Origin of the sequence: Bradyrhizobium sp. JR4.1 (assembly GCF_040548605.1) — a bacterium.
In the GTDB taxonomy this organism is placed as follows: Bacteria; Pseudomonadota; Alphaproteobacteria; order Rhizobiales; family Xanthobacteraceae; genus Bradyrhizobium; species Bradyrhizobium canariense.
This window is the reverse complement of record NZ_JBEPRY010000009.1, coordinates 164964-188595: the sequence shown is the minus strand read 5'-3', so window position 1 is coordinate 188595 and position 23632 is coordinate 164964. Positions and strand designations below refer to the sequence as shown.

Below are 23632 nucleotides of genomic sequence, written 5' to 3'. Positions count from 1 at the left end.
CTTGTCATCACGGCATGTGCAATCTTCGGTAGCCATTTGCGGCGTCATCATGGCCGCGTGAATGTTGCGGCAGCACACGCATCGCGATGCGCAATGGCCGTGATTTCCCGGGCTAATCAGGGTCGATCCACCTGTGTATGCTCTTGTTTTTGCCACGCGTGCCGACGGGCGTCATGACAGAGTTGAGTGAACGGACCAAAGCGAACATGGACGTCGTCCTTGAGGAGACGTGCCGCCAACTGCCGCACGGCGGCGATCACGACAGCCGCAGGTTCATCGCCCAGCGGCTGATCGAGGCAGCGCAGTCCGGTCACACCACGCTCGGTGAACTCGGCATCATCGCACGGCACGCACTGGCCGAGCTTGCGGCCAAGCGGAGCTAGGCGCAGCCGCGGCGCTTGCCTCGCAGCGGGCCACGGACATAACCTGCCCAAAATCCTTCCGCGCATCGAGATGCTCCGAAGATGCGGTCCGTGTTCGCGCTGTTTGCGACGTCTCTCGTCCTCTGTTGCGCCGGCTCGGCCGTGGCCCAGCCGGTCGGCCAATTTCCATTTGCGCTGACGCGCGAAGGACAGATGCTTGGCGCCGTCGAAGGCGAGATAGCCTCGTTCAAGGGGCTGGCCTATGCGGCCGCGCCGATCGGGCCGCTGCGCTGGCGTCCGCCGCAGGCCGCGCCCGAGAGTTCGGAGATGCGCACCGCCTATGCCTATGGCGCGCCGTGTCTTCAGCCCTCGCTGCCGGGTTCGAGCGAGGATTGCCTGACGCTGAACGTGTTCCGTCCGTTTGGGGTCGACGGCCCGCTGCCGGTGATGATGTTCATCCACGACGGCGCTTTCGTCAGCGGCACCGCGAATGATCCGCTGTTCGATGGTGCCAGGCTCGCGCAAGCCGGCGTCATCGTGGTGACCGTGAATTTTCGCCTCGGCGCGTTCGGCTGGCTCAGCGATCCCGCGCTGTCGGAAGGCGGCTCCGGTAATTACGGCCTGATGGACCAGATCGCGGCGCTGCATTGGGTGCACGACAACATCGCGGCCTTCGGCGGCGATCCCGCCAACGTCACCTTGTTCGGCAGTGGCGCAGGCGCGACCTCGATCGCGCTGCTGATGCTGTCTGAGCAATCGCGCGATCTCTTCCAGAGAGCCATTCTGCAATCGATCCCCGGCCGTGCGCGCCTGCGTTCGGCACAAGAGGCCGAGATTGTGGGTCGGCAATTCATGGCGGCGCTGGGGCGACAGGCCGACTTGCGCGCAGCCGAGCCGCGACGCCTGCTTGCCGTCGAAAAACATCTCCTGGAAAAATCACCGCGCAGCTTTGGGCCGACGATCGATGGAAGTCTGGTGAGCGAGGATGTCGCCGCGGGCTTCGCGGCCGGACATGAGAGCCGCATTCCCTTGATCATCGGCTCGAACGACGACGAGACCGGTTTCGACGACGAGCTGGATATCCGGGAAGAGCTGGCATCGTCAGGCACCACCAGCGATGAGCTGCGCAGGCTCTATTCCGACCTCGCCAGATCTTCCAGCCGCGCGGCAAGGTTCTACACCGACAAGATCTTCTCCGAGCCGGTGAGACTGCTGGCGCGCCTGCACGCCGCCAGCGGTGCGCCCACCTTTCGCTATCGCTTCGCCTATGTGCCGGAGGCACGGCGCGCCAACCCCGAGGGCGGTCACGGGCGGGAATTGCAGTTCATCTTCGGCGTGGAAGGCATGCCGGGTGCGGGCATCCTGTCACGAGCCGATCGCGAGGTCGCAAATCGCATGCGTGCCTACTGGATCAATTTCGCCAAGAGCGGCGATCCCAACGGTGCGGACCTGCCCCATTGGGACGCGGCCGCAGGCAGCGATCGCCTGCTGCTGATCACGAACGATCGCATCGCGAGCGGAGACGACCCCTGGTCGGAGCGCCTGGACCGGTTCGGGCGTTAGGGCAGGTTGAGTTGGATTTAAGCCGCGAGTTCGACGCGCGGCGCCGGGCTCAGCCGGTCTTCCTCCAGATAATCCATCGCGCCGTCTTTCTCGACGGCATAGAATTGCTGGCCTTCCTTCGACTTGTAGGCGGCGCGAACGACGCCGCGGCGGCCCTTGTCGCTGTTGACCACGTCCCCCAACGCAAACTTCTTCATTTCACGTCCCTGGCTGCTGGCCGACTCCTTCGGCTACCCCCCGGATTCTGGGCGAAAAATCGTTAACGTCTTGCTAACCATACGGGTTTGCCTATGCTCGCGGCCGATCGCGCGGGCAGCTCGCACGCGCGTTGCCAATGAAACGAGCCTTCGCTCATGGTGCGATTTCCGACCTTCTTCCTGTCGCATGGCGGCGGTCCCTGGCCGTTCATGGAAGACAGGCGGGTGCAATATGCGAAAACCGCCGGGGCGTTCGGCCAGCTGCCGCAGCTCTTGCCGGAGAGGCCGAAGGCCGTGCTCGTCATATCAGGACATTGGGAGGCTGACGCCTTCACCGTGTCCACCTCGGCGCATCCGCCGATGGTGTACGATTATCACGGTTTTCCCGAGCACACCTACCACCTCAAATATCCGGCGCCGGGGCGGCCCGAGCTCGCCGCCGAGGTGAAGGCGCTGCTCATGCGCGCGGGCGTCGATTGCCGGGAGGATCCCAACCAGGGCTTCGATCACGGCACCTTCGTGCCGCTCGGGCTGATGTATCCGAACGCCGACATGCCGATCGTGCTGCTGTCGCTGAGATCGACTTACGATCCGGCCGAGCACATCAGGGTGGGCCAGGCCATCACTTCGCTGCGGGACGAAGGCATTCTGATCGTCGGCAGCGGGCTGACCTATCACAACATGCGCGGGTTCGGCCGTGCCGAGTCGAAGCCGGTCTCGTATGATTTCGAGGCGTATCTGAACGAGGCGATCAGCCACAAGGACGCGGCGCGCCGCAACGCGATGCTGGTTGACTGGGAGAATGCACCGAGCGCGCGCCTGGCCCATCCGCGCGAAGATCATCTGCTGCCGCTGATGGTAGCCGCCGGCGCCGCCGGCAGCGACGCGGGCAAGCGCGTCTTCGTCGACGAGGTCGCGAATGTCGCGATGGCGTCGTATGTGTTCGGATGAATCGTAGGGTGGATTAGCGAAGCGTAATCCACCATCGGGCCGCAATGAAGGCGGCGGATTACGCCTTCGGCCAATCCGCCCTACGCAGCTTCGAGCTCACCCGTATTTCAGCTTCATGAACAGGATGCCGCCGGCGAGCACGATGGTGATGGCGTTTGCGGCGACGAGGGGCGCGTCGCCCGACAGCAGGCCGTAGACGAGCCAGAGCGCCAGCCCCAGCACCATGACCAGGAACATGCCGAGCGAAATATCGCCGGTGGAGCGGGTCTTCCACACTTTGATGGCTTGCGGCGCGTAGGCCACGGTGGTGCAGGTCGCGGCGGCAAAGCCGATCAGCTTGATCAAGAACGGGTCCATGACGGCTCTATAGCATTGATTCGACGATGTCGTGCCTCAGGCGCGCGCGGTCATGAGGCCGCGATAGAGCGCGGCATAGTCACCGGCGCGGTTGCGCCAGGACACGTCGGTCGCAAGGCCGCTCAGTTGCAGGCGGCGCCAGGTCACCTTGTCGTGGAAGGCGATGTTGGCCTTGCGCAGCGTGCCGGCGAGAGCATCCGCAGTCACAGGACCGAACTTGAAGCCGGTGGCATCGTGGCCCGATTTATCGGCCTCGCCGATATCGACGATGGTATCCTCGAGGCCGCCGACGCGCGAAACGATGGGCACGGCGCCGTAGCGCAACGCGCAGAGTTGGGTCAGGCCGCACGGCTCGAACCGCGAGGGCACGATGAGCGCGTCCGAGCCGGCCTGGATCAGATGCGCCATGATCTCGTCGTAGCCGATCACGACTCCGATCCGGCCAGGGTGCGCGCGCGCAACGGCCTGATAGCGATCCTGGAGATCGCGGTCGCCGCTGCCGAGCAGCGCGAGCTGCATGCCTTCGCGCAAAATGGTCGGGATGGCCTCGAGCAGGAGATCGAGCCCCTTCTGCCAGGACAGGCGGCTGATGACGCCGAGCAATGGCGCTTCGTCCGAGGAATCCAGATTGAACTGTTGCTGAAGCACCGCCTTGTTGGCGGCCCGGAACGTGAGGTCCTCCGCGCCGAAGCGGTAGGCGATGTGCGGATCTTCTTGCGGATTCCAAACGGATACATCGATGCCGTTGAGGATTCCGCTCAGCACGTTGGCGCGGGCGCGAAGCAGGCCGCCGAACCCCATGCCGCCCTCGTCGGTCTGGATCTCCTGCGCATAGGTCGGCGAGACCGTGGTGATGCGATCGGCGAATTGCAGGCCGGCCTTCAAAAAACTAATGCCGCCGAAATATTCGAGGTCGTTGACGCCATAGGCGCGCCAGGGCAGGCCAATCGAACCGATCAGCTCGGGCGCGAACTTGCCCTGATAGGCCATGTTGTGGATGGTCATCACGGTGGCGGGCCGCGGCCGGTTGTCGTAGTGCAGATAGGCCGGCGCCAGCCCGGCCTGCCAATCGTGGGCATGCACCACGTCGGGCACGAAGGCAGGAACGAGGCCGTGGCCGATATCGGCCGCGATGCGCGACAGCGCGGCGAACCGCACGCCATTGTCCGCCCAGTCGACGCCTTCGGGTGTCACGTAGGGGTTGCCAGGCCGTGCGTAGAGATGCGGCACGTCGAGCACGAACAGATCGAGGCCGTCATGCGAGCCGGCGAGCAGACGTCCGGGTCCGCCGAAATAATCCGGCCAGCGCCGGATTTCGTCGGCTCCCCCCAGCGCCCGCATCACGTCCGGATAGCCCGGCATCAGCGTGCGCATCTCGACGCCATGCGCCTTGAGCGCAATCGGCAGCGCTCCCGCGACATCCGCGAGGCCGCCGGTCTTGACGATGGGATAAACTTCAGAGGCGACCGCGAGGACGCGAACAGGCGTCATGTATTGAGCCTGTCGAGCATCGGCTGGGTGATGAGCGAAATGCCCTGCTCGGTGGTGCGGAAGCGTCTTGCGTCCAATTCGGGATCTTCGCCGACGACGAGCCCTTCCGGGATCTCGACGCCGCGATCGATCACGACGTTCTTCAGGCGCGCGCCGCGGCCGACATTGACGTAGGGCATGATCACGGCGTTCTCGACGTTGGCGTAGGAGTTGACGCGCACGCCGGTGAACAGCAGTGAGCGCCGCAGCGAGGCGCCGGAAATGATGCAGCCTCCCGAGACCAGCGAGCTCACGGCCTGGCCGCGCCGGCTCTCCTCGTCGTGGACGAATTTTGCCGGTGGTGTGATCTCCGAATAGGACCAGATCGGCCAGGCGCTGTCGAACAAATCGAGCTCGGGCACTACGTCGGTAAGGTCGATATTGGCGGCCCAATAGGCGTCGACGGTGCCGACATCGCGCCAATAGGCGCGGGGGTCGCTGCCGGAGCGGACGCAGGAGGTCGAGTACTGGTGCGCCATGGCGCGGCCGTTCTTGACGAGGTAGGGGATGATGTCCCTGCCGAAATCGTGGTTGGAATTCGGATCCTCGGCGTCGCGCTTCAGCTCCTCAAACAGGAATTTCGCGTCGAACACGTAGATGCCCATGCTGGCGAGCGAGACGTCCGGCTTGCCCGGCATCGGCGGCGGATCTTTCGGCTTTTCCAGGAACTCTTTGATCCAGCCGTTCTCGTCGATATGCATGATGCCGAAGCCGGAAGATTCCTGGCGCGGCATCTCCAGGCACCCGACGGTGACGTCGGCGCCGCTGTCGACATGCTGGCGCAGCATCACCTCGTAATCCATTTTATAGATATGGTCGCCGGCGAGAACCACGATGAAACGGCAGGCGTGGGATTCGATGATGTCGATGTTCTGGTAGACCGCATCGGCCGTGCCGACGTACCACATGTTTTCGGAGACACGCTGGCTCGCCGGGAGGATGTCGAAGCTCTCGTTGCGCTCGGGACGGAAGAAGTTCCAGCCCATCTGAAGGTGCCGGATCAGGCTGTGCGCCTTGTACTGGGTCGCGACTGCGATGCGACGGATGCCCGAGTTCACCGCGTTCGACAGCGCGAAATCGATGATGCGGGATTTTCCGCCGAAATAGACCGCGGGCTTGGCGCGTCGGTCGGTCAGCTCCAGGAGCCGGCTGCCGCGTCCGCCGGCCAGGACGAACGCCAGCGCCTGACGGGCAAGCGGCTCGGGTCTCGCGGCACTCATGTCATTCTCCCACAACTCTGGCGCTCGCGAGAAGCCTCCCGGCCGCGCTCATTTGGAACCGATAGTAACGGCACGAATAGTAAATCGGGAAGGTGGTTGTTGGTTGCGAATGCGCCGGAAGCTTAATGCTTTGCCGTGGTGATCGGGCCCCAGGCACCGTCTTGCCGGTGTCACACGCGGTGAGGTTGTCGAGCCCGTCGGGACCCGGTTGATCAGAATGGAGGCATGCGTCTTGTGCGGTGCACGCAAATTCGGGGCCGAATTTCTGGCTTTGACCTTGCGCCAGGATGGCCGATCATGGGCTGCATCCATGTCCAAGCAAAATGTCAGACAGGGAGTAAGACGATGACGATCTGGAAGACGGCAATTGCATGCTCGCTGGCCGGCGCGGTCATGGCCGGCCAAGTCGAGCAGGCGGCAGCGGGCCCGATGCCCACCAATGTCGCGACCATGAAGGCCGCGGCCGGCGATGATGTCACGCAGGTCTACTGGCGCGGCCGAGGTTTCGGCTGGGGTATTGGCGGCCTCGCCGCCGGCGCGATCATCGGCAGCGCCATCGCCAGCAGCGCGCCTTATGGCTATGGCTACTATGGCGGCGGTCCGTATTACGGCGGCTACGGATATCCCGGGCCGGCTTACGGTTATGCTCCTGCCTATTATGGCGGCTATGGACCAGGTTACGGTTATGGCGGCTACTACGCGCGTCCCCGCTATTACGGCTATCGCGCCTATCGTCCATATTACGGTCCGCGCTACGGCTACTACCGGGCCTATCACCGCGGATATTGGTGATCGATCAAACGGGCGGAGCGCCTCGCCGCAGCGCGATGATGCTGAAGACGTTTGAGGGCCGCTGGACGCAAGCGGCCCGATCGGCTTGCGCGCGTTGAGCCCGGTGATGCGGCACGACGAGCCGGCCATGCCCGCCCGCGACAATCCCGATGCAGATCGCGACGATGATCGCGATCTCGATGCACCATTCGAGCGGTCCCGAGCTCATGGCAGCGCGATCGTGTTGGCGAGATCGAACTCGGACAGGCCCGGGCCGCCGCACGCAAGGTAGATGGCGACGAGGAAGATGCGGCTGAGGACGGTGACGCCCAATATGACCCTGACGTCGTAATGGCGAATGGCCAAAGCGAGAGGCGGGATCGCCAAATGTTTTAAAATGCTCATGGCCAACTCCTTGCCAAAATTCAGGCATCGACTGCCTGTCGACTGAAATGACAGCGTGATGAAAAGGCCGTCCGACGACTTACCGGCGTCTCTGAAATGGACAGGCCGACGCTAGTACCGGCGCAGGGCGCAGGTCTTTAGCGTGCCCTTACATTTGGCTGAGCTTTGCCTTAAGATCAGGGATCATCCGGGGGTCGGAGCCGTGCGTACAGACGCGCTTGCCTTTGGTGAATTCCGCCTCGACCGGGCCAACGCGCTATTGTGGCGAGGCGGGGACCGGATCGCGCTGGCGCCGAAGCCGTTCGAGGTTCTTTGCTATCTCGTCGGTCGGCCCGGTGAACTCGTCACCAAGGAAGAGTTGCTCGACGCAGTCTGGTCCGATCTACACGTCAGCGAGTCGAGCCTCGCCGTTGCCGTGAACGCGCTACGCTCGGTGCTCGGCGACGACAGGCAGTCCCCCAATTACATCGAGACGGTCACGCGGCGCGGCTATCGCTTCATTGCGGCGGTCGCGACCGCCGAATTGCCTGCGATCGAGCGGGCGCCCGAAGAGGAGGCGGCGTCCGTCACGGAGCAGGCTGCCGATCGACGGCGGCACTGGAGGGTCGGGCGCACGGGCGCACTCGACACGCTGGACAAGGCGTTGCAACTCGCTCGTACCGGACAGCGTCAGGTCGTCTTCATCACCGGCGAGGCCGGGATCGGCAAGACAACCCTCTTGCAGATGACGCTCGACAGGATGAACCAGCAGGGACTGGGCGTGCTGCACTGTAGCTGCAACGAGTTGTTCGGCACCCATGAGGCCTTTCTTCCGCTGATCGGAGCGCTGAACGAGTGCTGCCGTCGAACCGATGGAGCATCGCTGCTGACGTCGATCCGCGAGCACGCGCCGACCTGGCTCGCGCAAATGCCCGGATTCCTCGGAGAAGCAGACCGGGCCGCATTCCAGCATGAGGTCTTTGGCGCAACCCGGGAGCGCATGCTGCGCGAATTTGCCGATCTCATGGAACATCTCGCCGTCACGCGACCATGGGTGATCATCCTGGAAGATCTGCATTGGAGCGACTTTGCCACCGTGGATGTGCTCTCCCGGCTTGCGCGCCGGGATCGGAGGGCTTCTATCCTCGTGCTGGCCACCTACCGGCCGATGGAAGTCGCCGTCGGCGGACATCCTATCCGTGCCGTTCACCAGGACTTGCGGATTCATGGACACGCCACCGAGCTCGCGCTCGATCGACTGACCGGCATCGACGTCGAACGCTATCTTTCGCTGCGCTTCAACTCGGCCGATTTCGCCAGAGAGCTGGTCGAAGGCATCTTCGCGCGAACCGGCGGGCATCCTCTGTTCGTGTCGTCTCTGCTCGATCATCTCGTGGCGCAAGGCGCGCTGGTCGAGCACGAATTGGGCTGGCGGCTGGTCAGCGAAGACGCGGCCTCGCATGACAGCATGCCGCGCGATCTGGAAGGAATGATCAAGCAGCAGATCGATCACCTCACCGTGGACGAGCGCTGCCTGCTCGAGGTCGCCAGTGCGGCGGGAGCGGAGTTTTCCGCGCTTCATATCGCCGGTGCGCTGGACCGTCCCGTGCTGGATGTCGAGCAGATGTGCGAGGACCTGGCACGGACCGATCGCATTATCGTCGTGGCCGGCATGACCGAGTGGCCGAACGGAGGTGTCTCCGGTCGCTATGCGTTCCAGCACGCGCTGTACCAGGAGATCCTCTACCAGCGGCTCGCACCGGCGCGCCGCACGAAAACCCATGCGCTGCTTGGGGCAGGGCTCGAGCAGGGATACGGGCCGCAGGCTGTAGAGATCGCCGCGATTGTCGCGCGCCACTTCGAATTGGGCCGCGATTTCCCGAAAGCGATGCATTATCTGGGCGCGGCGGCCGAGGGCTCGGCGCGAAGGTTCAGCACGCGCGAGGCCGCCAATTACCTGTCCCGCGCCTTGGAACTGGTGCCGCATCTGCCGCCGGAGTTTCAGGTGGCGACACGTCTGAAGTTGCTGCTTCAGCGCGCCTGGGCCTGGCGGGCCAGTGGAGATTTCCTGAATTCCCTGCAGGATCTCAGCGCCGTCGTCGCGCACGCGGCGGAGAACGGGCACGTGCGCGAAGAGGTGAACGCGCTGGTCGATCTCAGCAGATTTTGTCTTTACGTCGATCGACGCCAGAGCCTGCCTGTTGCGGAACAGGCCCTTGTCAAGAGCAGGGCGATCGACGACGCCGCATTCAGCGCGCTGGTCCAGGGGAACGTTGCCAATTTGAAGCTGATGCTCCGCGGCTGGGATCGCGAGAATGCGGACCTTGCCGAGCATGCATCAGCACTGATCACCGGAGAGCAGGATCTGAGCATGCGGCTGCGACGCTGCTCGATGGAGATGGTGCTGGAGTTCCTGCGCGCGAATTACCCGGCCTGCTGCGATGCGACGACCCGGGGAAAGGAGCTCGCCCGCCTGGTCGGTGACGTCTATCTGTTCGTCCTCTATGAATCGGTCGAGGCGTTTGCCCAGATTTATCTCGGTGAATGGGGACGGGCGCAACGAAACGTCGTCTCCGCGTTGGCCATCTCGGAGCGGAATGCAAATCCGCAGGCCGTCGCGCTGTGTCATCTCACGATCGGATGGCTGTATTCCGAGGCGGAGGAATATGGCAGCGCGTCACGGCGTGCGGAGGATGCGCTCGGCCCGATGATCGAGGCCAATCCGTTCACCTTCTTCGTCGGCAGGAACCTGCTGGCGCGAGCTTATGTCAGGATGGGCGACCTGGCTCGGGCGCGGCAGCATCTCGATGCGATGGAGCGGCGAATGGAGGTCGACCGGGTGCCGATGGAGTCGCTGGTCATCCCCCACTATCTGCTGACTTGCTGCGACTATTGGATCGCGATTGGCGATCTGGACCGCGCCCAGAGCTCGGCCAACCAATTTCACGAGGTGACGAGCGCGGCACCCGACCGGCCGTTTCTCGCGCTGTGCTACGAGGCCATGGCGAGAATTGCGATCGTGAAGCAGGATACGCAACTCGCCGGCGGGCATTTGGCGGCGGCCACTTCGATTCTCCGCCATGCCAGGCTACCGCACGCCGCCTGGCGGGTTTATCGCACGACCGCGGTGGTCTATGAGAGCCTCGGACAAGCGCAAAGGGCTGCCAAATGGCGGGACCGCTCCAGCCAGGTGATCGCATCGCTGGCAGAGACGCTTGATCCCGGCGATCCGCTGCGCTCGGCGTCCTTTTTCGACGCAGGCCGGGACACCACCGGGCCTCATCATGAGGGACGGTGATCGGCTCAATCCGGCAGGTCCGCGATCTCTCGCGGTTCGCCGGGCCGTTGCTTGACCTTGAATTGATTTTGCTGCTGCCGCAGCGTGCGGGAGGCACTGTAGGCATCCCTGCGCAACCGCATGATCGAGCCGAGCGGCTGATGCGCGGCGAGACATCGCCATGGGTCGAACGAAAGCACCTCGTCGGAATAGACGCGACGCGCGGGGCTGTCGGCGGTCTGGCGCGGAAGCGTGATCTTGCCGAGTGCTTGCGGCGGCGCGACGTCTTCGGGCCAGTCGATCGAGGCATCTTCGATCGGTGTTCGCTCCAGGTCGGTGCAGAGCTGGGCAAACAGTTCGTACTCGGCCGCATTGTCCTTGAAGAAGGCGACGACGCTGTTCAGCACGGCATGATCGGCATCGTGGCAGGGTTGGCCGGTGAGTTGTCGAACCGACGCCGAGATCGGCACCAGGCGAAGCCTTGCGATATAATCGCCAAACCGCAATGCTCCCTCCGTGTGAAAGGTTTCTCCGAGGATGTTGCTGCCGGCATCACCGAGCGCTTTCAAGACGATCGGGATCGGAATGCCTGTTCTGTCCGATGCGGCGACCAGCACGCGCGCGAGAAAGCCTATGGGTACGTACGCCAGATCAGGCAGGAACAGGGTGCGCTCGACGTTGTGCTGTGCGCGCATATAGGCCATCGCATCCGCGAAATAGCTGGGGTGATTGACGAGCAGAAGATCCTGGTTCGTCGAATCGTCGTCGCCGAGCGCCTTGGCCCCAGTCACGCCCAAGACCTTGATGGCAAACCCCCGCGGCGAGCGTACGCGATCGCTCCTGTTGAATGCGGTGGAGAGGCGGACGATGATCGGGAAGTGGCCAGCCTGCTTGAACAGGCCCTGGCGCAGATGATCCGGCAAATCCTCGTAGACGATCAGCTCGCCCCGGAGATAGCCGGCGCCCTTGGCGTGCTGCTGTCGGGTTCCGTGCTTGTCTTTGTGAAAAGTGCGATCGCTCGTTCGCGAAATCGAGGCAACGATCTCCTCGACGGCCGCCGCTTCCTCCGGCCGGATTTGTTCGACGGACGGATCGTAACGAAGATACTGATCGGCTGACATGGCGCTGATCTCCAGCCCGAAGGTCGCCTTCCCATTGCAAGCGTCGACGGCCGCAGGGTGAATGCCACTGTAAGCCCGTCCGGTCGGGATCGGCAACCCGAGAGCGAGTTGTGATTGCCTGGACAGGCCGTGGCATGAGGCATCCTGTTACCGACGCGATCACACGCTCGATGCTAGGCCAGCGGCGTCTCGGAAGTCCTTATCGGCTCCTTATGTTGTCCTGATCTTTTCCTTAAGGCCTGGCCGGGGCACGAGATCTCACAAGCTCTCAAGCAGCCGTGAAGCGGACAGAGCGCATTCCAATCCGACAGGATTCCGCGAAACGTTCGTTCTGCGTTTCATGCTAACGACAACACCCGCATTGCTATTTGCAAGACCTTCCTTGCGCCGCGCTCCCTCCCATCAAAAATCATAACGACGACCACATCGGGAGACCGGCCATGGGCCTGCAAGAAACAAAAATCGAATCGCTTCCCTTCGTCACCGCTGAACTCAACTATCTCGCGCCGGTTTCCGGCAAGCCGCGCACCTATGCCTTCGATCCGCCGCCTGGCGAGCCCAAGAGCACGTCGTTGCCGGAGCCGCATCAGGTCCCAATCTTCGATGCGCGACTGATCGCACAAAATTTCTCGCTCGACCGCGAAGGCTTTGCGCTGGTGCGGCATCCAACCCGAGTGAAGGACTTCAGCAACGACGAAGAGGTGAGGGCGGTCTACTATCCCGCCGTCGAGGCCTTCCTGCGCGCAACGCTGAAAGCAGACCGCGTCGTCATCTTCGACCATACCGTCCGCAGGCGTGTCGAGGGTGCCGCGGATATTCGCGACGGTGGCCCACGTCAGCCGGCAACGCGCGTCCACGTCGACCAGACCGCGGTCTCGGGCGCCAACCGTGTGCGCGAGCATCTGCCCGACGAGGCCGAGGAGTTGCTAAAGGGCCGCGTCCAGGTGATCAATCTGTGGCGGCCGATCCGCGGTCCCTTGCGGGATTCGCCGCTGGCGATGGCTGACGGCACGACGGTCGCGCCTGACGATCTCGTCGCCTCCGATCTGATCTATCCTAACCGCCGCGGCGAGACTTATTCGGTGAAATATAACCCGAACCATCGCTGGTTCTATTTCCCCGAGATGACACCGGACGAAGCACTGCTGCTCAAGTGCTACGACTCCGCAACCGATGGCCGCACCCGCTTCGGGCCGCACACCGCGTTCGTCGATCCGACCACGCCGGCCGACGCGGCGCCGCGTGAGAGCATCGAAGTCCGCACGCTGGTCTTTCACAAATAGTAACAATGTGTGATGGCACCGCCGGGCGTGGCCCGGCGGCGGCTCAGGAACTCACCGGAACCAACAAACGTTGCTTGCGCGGGGCAGGGCCAACCGGGAGCGGTGCCGTGCGAGCGCAGACCACGCTATTTTCTTGCCTTGCCACTTTTTCGCTTTCTGCAGTTTCCTTTGCCCAGGCCGAAAGCGGGCTTGCCTCCTATTACGGATACGGAAAAGCCGGGAAAGGCGAGTTGACCTGCGCGCACCGGACGCGCCCCTTCGGAAGCGTGCTGAGGGTGTCGTACGGCAGCCGCTCGATTCAATGCCGCGTCAACGATCGCGGCCCCTTCATCCGCGGCCGGATCGTCGATCTCTCGGTGCCGGCCGCCAAGGCGCTGGGCATGATGAGTGCCGGCGTGGTGCGGGTCTCGGTGGAATAGACCTGCCAGCGCGCTATAGTGCTGCCCAAAGCATGGGTCAGGGGGCGCTATGGCCAGGATCAGGGTGGGACTCGTCGGCTGCGGGTTCGTGTCGGAGCTGCATATGTATGCGTTCCGGCGCGTCTACGGCGTGGATGTCGAGGTCGCGGCGGTCGCTGCGCGCGGCGACCACGTCGTCGAATTTGCACACCGCCACCAGATCCCACGGGTCCATCGCAGCTTCGCCGAGCTGATCGCGGACGGCGAGCTCGATGTCATCGACATCTGCACGCCGCCCAATCTTCATGCGGGGATGATCGTCGCCGCCATGCAGGCCGGCAAGCATGTCATCTGCGAAAAGCCGTTCGCCGGCTATTTCGGCCGTGACGGCGACCGGCAGCCGATCGGCAAGCATGTGCCGAAGGCGCTGATGTATGAGCGTGTGCTGGAAGAGATGGACGCCACGCGTGCCGCGATCGAGCGCACCGGAAAACTCTTCATGTATGCGGAGGACTGGATCTACGCGCCGGCCGTGACCAAGACCGCGGAGATCATCAAGGCGACGAAAGACAAAATCCTGTTCATGAAGGGCGAGGAGAGCCATTCCGGCTCGCATGCGGTCCATGCCGCGCAATGGGCGATGACCGGCGGCGGCTCGCTGATCCGAATGGGCTGCCATCCGCTCTCCGCCGTGCTGTATCTCAAGCAAGTCGAGGCCAAGGCGCGCGGTGAAACCATCCGCGTCGCCAGCGTCAGTGGCGATGTCGGCAATGTCACGGCCGTCCTCAAGCCGGAGGAGCGTACTTACATCAAGGCCAATCCTGTTGACGTCGAAGATTGGGGCACGCTGACCGCGACGTTTTCGGACGGCACCAAGGCCACCGTGTTCTCCGGCGACATGATCATGGGCGGCGTGCGCAATCTGATCGAGACCTACACGTCAGGCGGCTCGCTGTTCGCCAACATCACGCCGAACAATCATCTGATGAGCTACCAGACCTCCGAGCAGAAACTCGCCTCGGTCTACATCACCGAGAAGGTTGACCGCAAAACCGGCTGGCAATATGTCTGCCTCGAGGAGGAGTGGACCCGCGGCTATCTCCAGGAGATCCAGGACTTCATGGAATGCGCCGCGACGGGACGCCAGCCGCTGTCGGACCTGGCGCTGGCGTATGAGACGATCAAGGTGAACTACGCCGGCTATTGGGCGGCGGAGGAGGGACGGCGGGTGATGTTGTAGGGAGTTGTCGTATTGAATGGTCGTTCTGCTCGCTTCCTTTCCTTCTCCCCTTGCGGGAGAAGGTGGCGCGAAGCGCCGGATGAGGGGTTCTATCCGCAAACGCAGCTGCAAGAGGATCGCTCGCGGAGACAACCCCTCACCCGTCTCGCCGCTTCGCGGCGAGCCACCCCTCCCGCAAGGGGAGAGGGACGCACCGTCTGCGCGGCTTGAATCCTACGTCCCGTAGGTCGATCCCTTCGGCAGCGGAAACACCGGGTCCCGCGTCCTGATGTTCGTTGGCCACACCACCGAGATGTGCTCGCCGGCATTTTGCATCACGACCGGGGTCGAGCGCTCGTTCTGGCCGGAGAGCGGCGTGCCCGGCGGGAAGAATTTCACGCCATAGCCCTGGATGGTGCCGCCGGCGGGAATGTCGACGTCGAGCGCGGCCTTGCGAATGGCCTCGGGCTCGAAGCTGCCGTACTTCTCCTTGGCGACCGGCAGCACGTTGTTGAGCAGGATCCAGGTCTGGTTGAAACCCATCGAGCAATGCGGCGGCACGTCGGTGGCGCCGGTCTTGGCCTGGTAGCGCGAGACCATGGTCTTGGTCAGATCGCCGATTCCAGGCGCAAGCTTGGCTGGATCGAGCAGTTGCGCGGGCACCGGATCGATGTTGCAGAAATTATCGATGTCGGGGCCGAAGGTCGCGCGCAGTTTGTCGAGCTGGCTGTAGCCGGCGCCGGCGCCGAACAGCATCTTGAACCGCAGGCCGCTCTCGCGGGCCTGACGCAGGAACAGGGTGATGTCGGGGTTGTAGCCGGCATGCGAGATCACATCGACCTTGGCGCGCTTGAGCTTGGTCACAAGCACCGACAGATCAGGGGCGGAAGCCGAATAGCCCTCGCGCATCACGACCTGGATGCCCGCCTGCTTGGCATAGGCCTCGTCCGCCGCCGCGACGCCGACGCCATAAGGGCCGTCCTCGTGAATCAGCGCAACCTTGACGTCCTTCGGGTCCATGCCGAGCTTGCCTTGCGCGTGCTCGGCGACGAACCCCGCGAAGGCCTGGCCGTACTGATCGGAATGGATCTGCGCGCGAAACACGTATTGCAGATTCTTGTCCTTGAACACGGCGGTCGAGACCGCGGTCGTGATCCAGAGGATCTTCTTCTGCTGCTCGACCTTCGCCGCCATCGGCACCGCATGCGCGCTGGAATAGACGCCGTTGATGATGTCGATCTTTTCCTGGCTGATCAGCCGCTCGGCCTCGTTGATCGCCACGTCGGCCTTGCTCTGCGAGTCCGCCGCGACCGGCACGATCTTGGTCTTGCCGCCGATGCCGCCCTTTTCGTTGACGAGGTCGATGGCGATCTGCGCCCCGACCGACGAGGCGACCGAGCCGCCGGCGGCGAACGGACCGGTGAGGTCGTAGATCAGGCCGATGCGCAAATTCTCGGCTTGCGCCTGGGCGCGTGTCCAATCGAGGCTGAGTGCGGCGGCGGCAGCCGCCGAGCCCTTCAGCAGCTGCCTGCGTGAAGTCGGCATCCTATCCTCCCTCAAAAACCGTTCTATGATTTGGTCTTGTTATCTTTTTTCGAAGTATGGGGAGCGGGGCGGCAGAAAGTCAACATGGCGAAAGTCGGGGTCTGGCCTCCGCGACGCAGAACGCAATTGCGAAATGGGCGGCGACGAGATCGCGCGCTACTGTTTCAAGCGACGGGCGAGATAGCCCGCGGTCTTCCCGCCAGCCTTGGCGACCTCTCGCGGTGTCCCCGACGCAACGATTCGGCCGCCTTCGTCGCCGGCGCCGGGACCGAGGTCGATGATCCAGTCGCTGTGAGAGACGACGTCCATGTCATGCTCGACCACGACCACGCTGTTGCCGGCGTCCACGATGCGCTCGAGCTGGGCGATCAGCCGCTCGACATCCCTGGGATGAAGTCCGGTGGTCGGCTCGTCCAGGACGTAGAGCGTGTGACCGCGTTGCGGGCGCATGAGCTCGGTCGCGAGCTTGATGCGTTGGGCTTCGCCACCCGACAGTTCGGTGGCGGACTGACCGAGGCGGATATAGCCGAGGCCGACCTCGCGGACGACCGATAGCGACCGGTTCAGGGTTGCATCTTCGCGGAAGAATTCGAAGGCCTCGTCGACGCGCATCGCCAGCACATCGGCGATGGATTTTCCGCGGATCTTCACCTCCAGCGTCTTGTCGTTGTAACGCGCGCCCTTGCAGGTCGGGCAGGGGGCGTAGACGCTGGGCAGGAACAGAAGCTCGACGCAGACAAATCCCTCGCCCTCGCAGGTGCTGCATCGGCCTTTCGCGACATTGAAGGAAAAGCGCCCGGCATCGTAGCGGCGGGATTTTGCCTGCGGCGTCGCGGCGAACAGCTTCCTGACGTGGTCGAACAGGCCGGTATAGGTCGCGAGGTTGGATCGTGGCGTGCGGCCGATCGGCTTCTGATCCACCACGACGAGGCGATCGATCTGGTCGAGGCCGGCGACAATCTTGCCGCCCAATGTCTCGACCGTGGGTGCCAGGCTGTCGTCGTCCGGGTCCGCGGCCCTTGCATGGCCGAGATGCTCCGCCACGGCATCGACGAGGAATTGGCTGATCAGGCTCGATTTGCCGGAGCCCGACACGCCGGTCACGCTGGCAAGAACGCCCAGCGGGATATCGACGTCGAGGCCGCGAAGATTGTTGCGGGTCACACCCCTGACCTTCAGGTGACCTTTCGGTTCGCGGCGGACCGTCGGCAGTGGCTTTCGGGGATGCGCGAGATAATCGGCGGTTCGCGATTGCGCGACCTGCCCGAGCCCTGCAGGCGGTCCGCTATAGAGGATGTTTCCGCCGCTTTCGCCGGCGTCAGGGCCGACATCCACCAGCCAGTCGGCATGCCTGATCACCTCGATCTCGTGTTCGACCACGAAGATCGAATTGCCCGCGTGTTTCAGCCGGTCCAGCGCCCGCAGCAGCGCCTCGGTGTCGGCGGGATGCAAGCCGGCGGACGGTTCGTCGAGCACGTAGACGACGCCGAACAGGTTGGAGCGGACCTGTGTCGCAAGTCGCAGCCGCTGCAACTCGCCGGGCGACAGCGTCGGCGTGCTGCGCTCGCAAGCGAGATAGCCGAGCCCGAGGTCGAGCAGGACGGCTAATCGCGCCGACAGATCCTCGCAGATGCGCCTGGCGACGATGGTCTTCTCCGATGCCCCATCCGTCGAAGCCTTCGCGAAAGGCTTCATCACCTCCTGCAGCTTCTTGAGCGGCAGGTGCGACATTTCAGCGATATTGAGACCGGCGAATTTGACCTTGAGTGCCTCGGGCTTCAATCGCGTGCCATGGCAGGTTGGGCAGTCCTGGGTGATCATGAATTGCGCGACGCGGCGCTTCATCATCGCACTTTCGGACTTGGCATAGGTTTGCATCACATAGCGCTTGGCGCCGGTGAACGTGCCCTGATAGCTCGGCTCCTCCTTGCGGCGCAGGGCCCGTTTGACTTCGGCCAAGTCGTAACCGGCATAGACCGGAACAGTCGGCTGCTCCTCCGTGAACAGGATCCAGTCGCGGTCCTTCCTGGGCAGCTCACGCCAGGGCTTGTCCACGTCGTAGCCCAGCGTCGTCAGGATGTCCCGGAGGTTCTGCCCCTGCCAGGCACTCGGCCAGGCCGCGACAGCGCGCTCGCGGATGGTGAGGGTGTCGTCGGGCACCATGGACTTTTCGGTGACGTCGAGCATCCTGCCGATACCGTGGCAGGTCGGGCAGGCGCCTTCCGGCGTGTTCGGCGAGAACGATTCCGCATAGAGCATCTTTTGTCCGCGCGGGTAGTCGCCGGCGCGGGAATAGAGCATTCTGAGCAGGTTCGAGATGGTCGTCACGCTGCCGACGGACGATCTCGTCGTCGGCGCGCCGCGCTGCTGCTGGAGCGCGACGGCGGGTGGTAGCCCTTCGATGTCGTCGACTTCGGGGATTTGCATCTGGTGGAACAGGCGCCGCGCGTAAGGCGACACCGATTCCAGATATCGCCGTTGCGCCTCGGCGTAGATCGTCCCAAACGCGAGCGAGGATTTTCCGGAGCCCGACACGCCCGTGAACACGACGAGGGCGTTGCGCGGAATGCGGACGTCGACGTCCCTGAGGTTATGCTCACGCGCGCCTCGCACGCGAACGAAGCCGTCGTCCTGCATCAGGCCATCGGGTCGTCTTGATCGGTCGTCCATCTGGCTGCTCCGGCCGCGCCTGGGGGGTAACGACAGGATCGCAGGATGGGTCCACCGATGACAGCGTACCAGTGGCATTCTGCACAAAGCGAAGGCCCGTCGCGGTCGAAGCGACGGGCCTTGCAAGGGTGATGGGGCGCTCGGTACCGGGCCGGTGCCCAGTCCGGCGTGTTACTGCGACAGCTTCACGAAGCTCGGGAACTTCAGCTTGCCCTCCGCGATCTTCTCGGGCCAGACCACGACCTGCTTGGAGTCCTGCCACTGGAAGACCAGACCCGAAACGGTCGTCGGACCGGACTTGATGCCGTGGGTAAACTCGTCGTCCTTGCCGTAGAACTGGATGCGGCCGATCGTGCCCTCGTAGTCGGTCTTTTCGAGTTCAGTGACCATCTTGTCGGGATCGGTCGAGCCCGCGCGCTTGATCGCCTCCGTGATGAAGTAGACCTCGTCATAGGCGGTGTAGCCGGTATAGGCCGGCGGCGAGCCGAACTTGGCCTTGAAGGCGGCCGCGAACGGCTTCGTCTTGGAGGTCACGGCGACATCGGGCGTTGCGACCGCCAGCGACGGGACGCCGTCGGCGGCGCCATTGGTGTCCTTCCAGAAGGTCGGGCTCAGCGCCTGCGCGCTGATACCGAACATCGGGATCGGCACCTGCTGGTTCTTCCACTGCACCGTCGGCTGCACGCCGACATGCGAGATGCCGGTGACGATCACGTCCGGCTTCTTGGCCTCGATATTGTTGAAGATCGGCGTGAAGTCGGTGGTATCAGGCGAGAACCGCACGTGCTCGACGACCTTGAGGCCAGCTTTCGGGAGACAAGCCTCGTAGCCGACGTCGAGCGGCTTGGTCCAGGCGGCGTCCTCGCTCATGATCGCGACCGTCTTGAACTTGAGCTTGTCGACCAGGAGATCCTTGGCGGCGTCGCAGACGAGCTGGGCTTGCGCGGCCGAGGTCAGATAGCCGTGGAAGGTGTACTTGTTCTTCTCGTAGTCGTTGTGGATCGCCTTGGTGATCTCGTTCGAGGCCGCGCCGGGCGTGATCAGCGGCATCTTCAGCCGCGCCGCCCAGGGTTCGAGCGCGAGAACGACTTCGCTGATATAGCTTGCGATCACGGCAGAGACCTTGTCCTCGCTCACCGCGCGCTGGAACGCACGCACCGAGTCCGCCGAGGAGCTCTTGTTGTCGTAGGTCACGATCTCGATCTTGCGGCCGAGAATGCCACCCTTGGCGTTGATCTCGTCGGCAGCGATCTGCGCGCCGCCGGGCGTCGCGGCCCCCGCGATCGACTGCACTTCGGCGATGACGCCGATCTTGATCGGGTCGTTCGACTGGGCGTAGGCGGGAGCGGCGAGGCACAGCGCCAGCGCGGAAGCGAGGAGGAAGCTGCTGCTCAAATTCGGGGATGGTCGCATGGTCGTTTTTCCCTTTGCTTGTTTTGTTGTTGGTATGGGCGAATCAGAGAAAATCGGCGCCAGCCTCCGCGGCGAAGCGGCCGGGATCGCCCTCCCAGACGATCCTTGCATGCTCGAGCACATAGACGCGGTCGGCATGTGGAAGCGCGAAGGTCACGTTCTGCTCGCCGAGCAGCACCGTGATCGACGTCGTCTGCCGCAGCCTCGTGAGGGCCTTGGACAAGAGTTCGAGGATGACGGGGGCGAGGCCCAGCGTCGGCTCGTCCAGGATCAGGATCTGCGGCTGCATCATCAGCGCGCGGCCGATCGCAAGCATCTGCTGCTCGCCGCCGGACAGCGTTTGCGCCATCTGGCCCTGACGCTCTTTCAGGATCGGGAACAGCTCGAACAGCCAGGCCAGCTGTGCCGCGCGCTTGTCGTCGGCCAGATGTTGCCCCCCGAGATCGAGGTTTTCCCGCACGCTCATCTCGCCGAACAGCTCGCGCGATTCCGGGCACTGCACGAGGCCGCTGCGGGCGATCTTGGCCGGCGTCGTGCCGCGCAGCTTCTCGCCGTTGCGCACGATCTCGCCGCTATAAGGCAGGAAGCCGGAGATGGTGTTGAACAATGTGGTCTTGCCTGCGCCGTTGAGGCCGACGATCGAGACGAACTCGCCCTCGTGGACGTGGATCGAGACGTTCTCCAGCGCCTGCGCCTTGCCGTAGAACACGCTGACATTCTCGACCTGGAGCAGCGGCACCTTGTCCTTGAAGCTGGTCTCGGGCCGCGCATGGGTCTCGATGGCGCCGCCGAGATAGACCCGCCGCACCGTCTCGTTCTTCATGACGTCCTCGGCCTTGCCGGTGACGATTTCCTCGCCGAGATACATCGCGAGCACGCGGTCGACCAGCGCCGCGACGCTCTTGACGTTGTGGTCGACCAGCATCACCGCACGGCCCTCGTCGCGGAAACTGCGGATCAGGTCGGAGAAGATTTCGACCTCGGCCCGCGTCAGCCCGGCAAAGGGCTCGTCCACCAGCACGACCTTGGGGTCGCGCGCGATCGCCTTGGCGAGCTCGAGCCGGCGCAGGTCGGCGAAAGGCAGCGTCGGCGGGCGGCGGTTCATCACGTTGCCGAGTCCGACGCGGTCCGCGATCCATTTGGCACGCTCGACCAGCGCCTTGTCCGGAAACAGCATGAACAGGCTGTCCGGCAGCAGCGCGACCATGATGTTCTCCAGCACGGTCTGCCGGTTCAGCGGCCGCGAATGCTGGAACACCATGCCAAAGCCTTTGCGCGCGATCTTGTGCGCGGGAAGGCCGGCAACGTCCTCGCCCTCGAAGATCACCTCGCCTGATGTCGGGCGCTCGATGCCCATTACGCTCTTCATCGCGGTCGACTTGCCCGAGCCGTTCGGCCCGATCAGGCCAAAAATCTCGCCGCTATTCACCTCGAAGCCGAGGTTCTTCACCGCCGTCAACCCGCCGAAGCGCTTGGTGAGGCCGCGGACTTCGAGCACGGCCCTGTTTGAAGATCGCATATCCATCACGAGCGCGCCTCACGCGAGAGGGCCGCTCCGAGGAAGCCGCCGGGGAAGAACAGCACGACGAGCAGCGCGACCGCCGAGACGATGAAGGTTGCGAGCTCGCCGGTGGGGCGCAGGAATTCGCCGGCGACGATCAGGAAGATCGCGCCCAGCGCCGCACCGAGCACGGTGCGGCGGCCGCCGAGCACGGCCGAGACGATCACGTTGACGCCGACCGCGACGTCGACCACGGTGCCGACCGAGGCGGTGCCGAAATAGAACACCAGCAGCGCGCCTGATAACCCCGAGAAGAACGCGCTGACGATGAAGGCGGCGAGCTTGTGCTTGACGATGTTGAAGCCGAGCGCGCCGGCCTGCACCGGGTCCTGGCCGCTGGCTTGCAGCACCAGGCCAACAGGCGATTGCGACAGACCATAGAGGATCGCCGCCGAGATCGTCATGAAGCCGAGCGCAATCCAGTAATTGACACCGGCGTTAATGGAGATGACGTCGGGAATGGTCAGCCCGATCTCGCCGCCGGTGAGATCGGCGAACACCACGATGAAATTCTGCAGCATCAGCACCGCGACCAGCGTGGTCAGGCCGAAATACGGTCCGCGCACCCGAAGCGCCGGCAACGCCAACACGAGGCCGGCGATGACGGAGGCGAGCGCGCCGAGCACGATACAGGCGTAAACCGACCAGCCGAACTGGGCATTCAGGATGCCGGCGGTGTAGGCGCCGACGCCGATCAGGAAGGTCGGGCCGAAATTGACCTCGCCGGCGAAGCCGAACAGCAGGTCCCACGCCATCGCGAACACGCCGAAGTAAAAGGCGACGGTGAGCAAGCCGAGCACATAGCCCGAGACATAAAGCGGCAGCGTGGCTGCGATCACCACCAGCGCGAGCGAGATGAAGAACAGGCGGGTCGTAAAGAAGCTGGCCATCTCAGCGCCTCCCCAGAAGGCCCTGAGGCCGTATGTACATCACGAACACGAGCAGCAACAGCGCCGGAATGGTGCGGTAGGCCGGCGAGACCAGATAGGCCGTGAGCGTTTCGAGATAACCGACCACAAAGGCCGCGATCAGCGAGCCGGAGACGCTGCCGAGGCCGCCGAGCACGACGATCGAGAACGCGCTCGCGGTTAGCGGTCCGACGCTGTAGGAGCTGACGCCGAGGAACATTCCGAGCAGCACGCCGGCGATGCCGGCGAGAATGCCGTAGATCGCCCACACCACGACGTAGATGTTGGTGAGCTCGAGGCCGAGCAGGGTGACGCCGCGTGGGTTCATCGAGGCCGCGAGCACCGCCTTGCCGGTGCGGGTGCGGTTCACCAGGAGCCACAACAGCGCGATGACGAAGCAGCACACGATCGCGGTAAAGATCTCGTTGCTGGGCGTGCGTACGCCGAGGATCTCGACGACGCCCTCGACGATCGGCAACACGGTCTTGGCGTTGTTGGTGAAGAAATAAGCGATCACCTCCTGGATCATGATCCCCCACAGCAGCGTGCCGGTGAGGACGAAGATCTCCTTCTCTTCATTCGGGATGCGCCGGGAGTCCTGGATCGGCTTCACCACCGCAAAATAGGTGGCGAAGGATGTCAGGAGAGCGACACCGACCCCGATCAGTGCGCCGGCATAGGTGCCGACATTCAGGATGCTGGCGGCGGCCCAGGCCGCCACCGCTGCTGCCACCATGATGGCCCCATGAGAGAGGTTGAGGACGCCGGACACGCCGAAGATCAGCGTGAAGCCGGTGGCACCGAGAGCATAGAGAGCGCTGATGGCAAAGCCATCGATCAGAATCTGGAAAGCACGCATCTAAGGTTGGCAATCTGATTTATGAGAGACGATGTTGCTGGGG

At 63.8% G+C, this 23632-nt stretch carries 21 protein-coding genes; 8 read left to right on the top strand and 13 right to left on the bottom strand.

Features of this window, described 5'->3' with window-relative positions:
• The first annotated feature begins 206 nt into the window (after positions 1-206).
• Both ABIB90_RS20035 and ABIB90_RS20030 read left to right on the top strand, forming a co-directional pair.
• Positions 207-383 carry a hypothetical protein gene (locus ABIB90_RS20035; protein WP_245286002.1) on the top strand — a complete coding sequence of 59 codons (177 nt, stop codon included), beginning with the start codon at positions 207-209 and terminating at the stop codon, positions 381-383.
• Between the two features lie 81 nt (positions 384-464).
• Positions 465-1925 carry a carboxylesterase/lipase family protein gene (locus ABIB90_RS20030; protein ID WP_007601068.1) on the top strand — a complete coding sequence of 487 codons (1461 nt, stop codon included), beginning with the start codon at positions 465-467 and terminating at the stop codon, positions 1923-1925.
• A gap of 17 nt (positions 1926-1942) precedes the next feature.
• Here ABIB90_RS20030 and ABIB90_RS20025 read toward each other — a convergent pair whose 3' ends face one another.
• Positions 1943-2122: a hypothetical protein gene (locus ABIB90_RS20025; protein ID WP_007601069.1), complete on the bottom strand. Its 180-nt coding sequence runs from the start codon at positions 2120-2122 to the stop codon at positions 1943-1945.
• A 156-nt stretch (positions 2123-2278) separates the two neighbouring features.
• On the opposite strand from ABIB90_RS20025, the gene ABIB90_RS20020 reads away from it, so the two are divergent.
• On the top strand, positions 2279-3073 hold the full coding sequence (locus ABIB90_RS20020) for a DODA-type extradiol aromatic ring-opening family dioxygenase (protein WP_007601070.1): 795 nt from the start codon (positions 2279-2281) through the stop codon (positions 3071-3073).
• 96 nt (positions 3074-3169) lie between these two features.
• Here the strand turns inward: ABIB90_RS20020 and ABIB90_RS20015 are convergent, their stop codons facing one another.
• Genes ABIB90_RS20015 through glgC form a run of 3 tightly spaced genes read right to left on the bottom strand, consistent with a single transcriptional unit; the run spans position 3170 to position 6180 of the window.
• On the bottom strand, positions 3170-3430 hold the full coding sequence (locus ABIB90_RS20015) for a SemiSWEET transporter (protein WP_007601071.1): 261 nt from the start codon (positions 3428-3430) through the stop codon (positions 3170-3172).
• Between the two features lie 36 nt (positions 3431-3466).
• Complete coding sequence (glgA, locus tag ABIB90_RS20010; RefSeq protein WP_354201262.1) at positions 3467-4921, bottom strand: glycogen synthase GlgA; 1455 nt, start codon at positions 4919-4921, stop codon at positions 3467-3469.
• Entirely contained in the window at positions 4918-6180 is a 1263-nt protein-coding gene (gene glgC, locus ABIB90_RS20005; protein WP_007601076.1) for a glucose-1-phosphate adenylyltransferase, read from the bottom strand. Before glgC ends, glgA begins: the two co-directional genes overlap by 4 nt.
• Positions 6181-6525: 345 nt before the next feature.
• On the opposite strand from glgC, the gene ABIB90_RS20000 reads away from it, so the two are divergent.
• Positions 6526-6972 carry a hypothetical protein gene (locus ABIB90_RS20000; RefSeq protein ID WP_354170680.1) on the top strand — a complete coding sequence of 149 codons (447 nt, stop codon included), beginning with the start codon at positions 6526-6528 and terminating at the stop codon, positions 6970-6972.
• A gap of 4 nt (positions 6973-6976) precedes the next feature.
• Here ABIB90_RS20000 and ABIB90_RS19995 read toward each other — a convergent pair whose 3' ends face one another.
• Both ABIB90_RS19995 and ABIB90_RS19990 read right to left on the bottom strand, forming a co-directional pair.
• Complete coding sequence (locus ABIB90_RS19995; protein ID WP_354201261.1) at positions 6977-7180, bottom strand: hypothetical protein; 204 nt, start codon at positions 7178-7180, stop codon at positions 6977-6979.
• Positions 7177-7356, bottom strand: coding sequence for a hypothetical protein (locus ABIB90_RS19990; RefSeq protein ID WP_007601079.1), 180 nt, complete (start codon positions 7354-7356; stop codon positions 7177-7179). The genes ABIB90_RS19995 and ABIB90_RS19990 overlap by 4 nt, the downstream gene beginning before the upstream one ends.
• A 202-nt stretch (positions 7357-7558) precedes the next feature.
• Here ABIB90_RS19990 and ABIB90_RS19985 point away from each other — a divergent pair, with 202 nt between their 5' ends.
• A complete protein-coding gene (locus ABIB90_RS19985) occupies positions 7559-10633 on the top strand; it encodes an ATP-binding protein (RefSeq protein WP_354201260.1) in 3075 nt (1024 codons plus the stop codon).
• Positions 10634-10638: 5 nt separating this feature from the next.
• Here ABIB90_RS19985 and ABIB90_RS19980 read toward each other — a convergent pair whose 3' ends face one another.
• Entirely contained in the window at positions 10639-11733 is a 1095-nt protein-coding gene (locus ABIB90_RS19980; RefSeq protein ID WP_354170686.1) for a catalase family protein, read from the bottom strand.
• Positions 11734-12173: 440 nt separating this feature from the next.
• Here ABIB90_RS19980 and ABIB90_RS19975 point away from each other — a divergent pair, with 440 nt between their 5' ends.
• From ABIB90_RS19975 to ABIB90_RS19965, 3 genes are all read left to right on the top strand, one after another.
• Complete coding sequence (locus ABIB90_RS19975; protein ID WP_354201259.1) at positions 12174-13016, top strand: CmcJ/NvfI family oxidoreductase; 843 nt, start codon at positions 12174-12176, stop codon at positions 13014-13016.
• A 107-nt stretch (positions 13017-13123) separates the two neighbouring features.
• Positions 13124-13435 carry a septal ring lytic transglycosylase RlpA family protein gene (locus ABIB90_RS19970; RefSeq protein WP_007601095.1) on the top strand — a complete coding sequence of 104 codons (312 nt, stop codon included), beginning with the start codon at positions 13124-13126 and terminating at the stop codon, positions 13433-13435.
• A gap of 49 nt (positions 13436-13484) precedes the next feature.
• Positions 13485-14654, top strand: a complete 1170-nt coding sequence (locus tag ABIB90_RS19965; protein WP_354201258.1) for a Gfo/Idh/MocA family protein — start codon at positions 13485-13487, stop codon at positions 14652-14654.
• A gap of 213 nt (positions 14655-14867) precedes the next feature.
• Here ABIB90_RS19965 and ABIB90_RS19960 read toward each other — a convergent pair whose 3' ends face one another.
• From ABIB90_RS19960 to ABIB90_RS19935, 6 genes are all read right to left on the bottom strand, one after another.
• Positions 14868-16178 (bottom strand): ABC transporter substrate-binding protein, encoded by a 1311-nt coding sequence (locus tag ABIB90_RS19960; protein WP_354201257.1) that lies wholly within the window; start codon positions 16176-16178, stop codon positions 14868-14870.
• Between the two features lie 156 nt (positions 16179-16334).
• Complete coding sequence (gene uvrA / locus ABIB90_RS19955; protein ID WP_354201256.1) at positions 16335-18848, bottom strand: excinuclease ABC subunit UvrA; 2514 nt, start codon at positions 18846-18848, stop codon at positions 16335-16337.
• A gap of 171 nt (positions 18849-19019) precedes the next feature.
• On the bottom strand, positions 19020-20261 hold the full coding sequence (locus ABIB90_RS19950; protein WP_354201255.1) for an ABC transporter substrate-binding protein: 1242 nt from the start codon (positions 20259-20261) through the stop codon (positions 19020-19022).
• 43 nt (positions 20262-20304) lie between these two features.
• Positions 20305-21786 (bottom strand): ATP-binding cassette domain-containing protein, encoded by a 1482-nt coding sequence (locus ABIB90_RS19945; RefSeq protein ID WP_354201254.1) that lies wholly within the window; start codon positions 21784-21786, stop codon positions 20305-20307.
• Positions 21786-22712: a branched-chain amino acid ABC transporter permease gene (locus tag ABIB90_RS19940; RefSeq protein ID WP_219683503.1), complete on the bottom strand. Its 927-nt coding sequence runs from the start codon at positions 22710-22712 to the stop codon at positions 21786-21788. The genes ABIB90_RS19945 and ABIB90_RS19940 overlap by 1 nt, the downstream gene beginning before the upstream one ends.
• Before the next feature lies 1 nt (position 22713).
• Positions 22714-23589 carry a branched-chain amino acid ABC transporter permease gene (locus ABIB90_RS19935; RefSeq protein ID WP_007601104.1) on the bottom strand — a complete coding sequence of 292 codons (876 nt, stop codon included), beginning with the start codon at positions 23587-23589 and terminating at the stop codon, positions 22714-22716.
• Between the last annotated feature and the right edge of the window lie 43 nt (positions 23590-23632).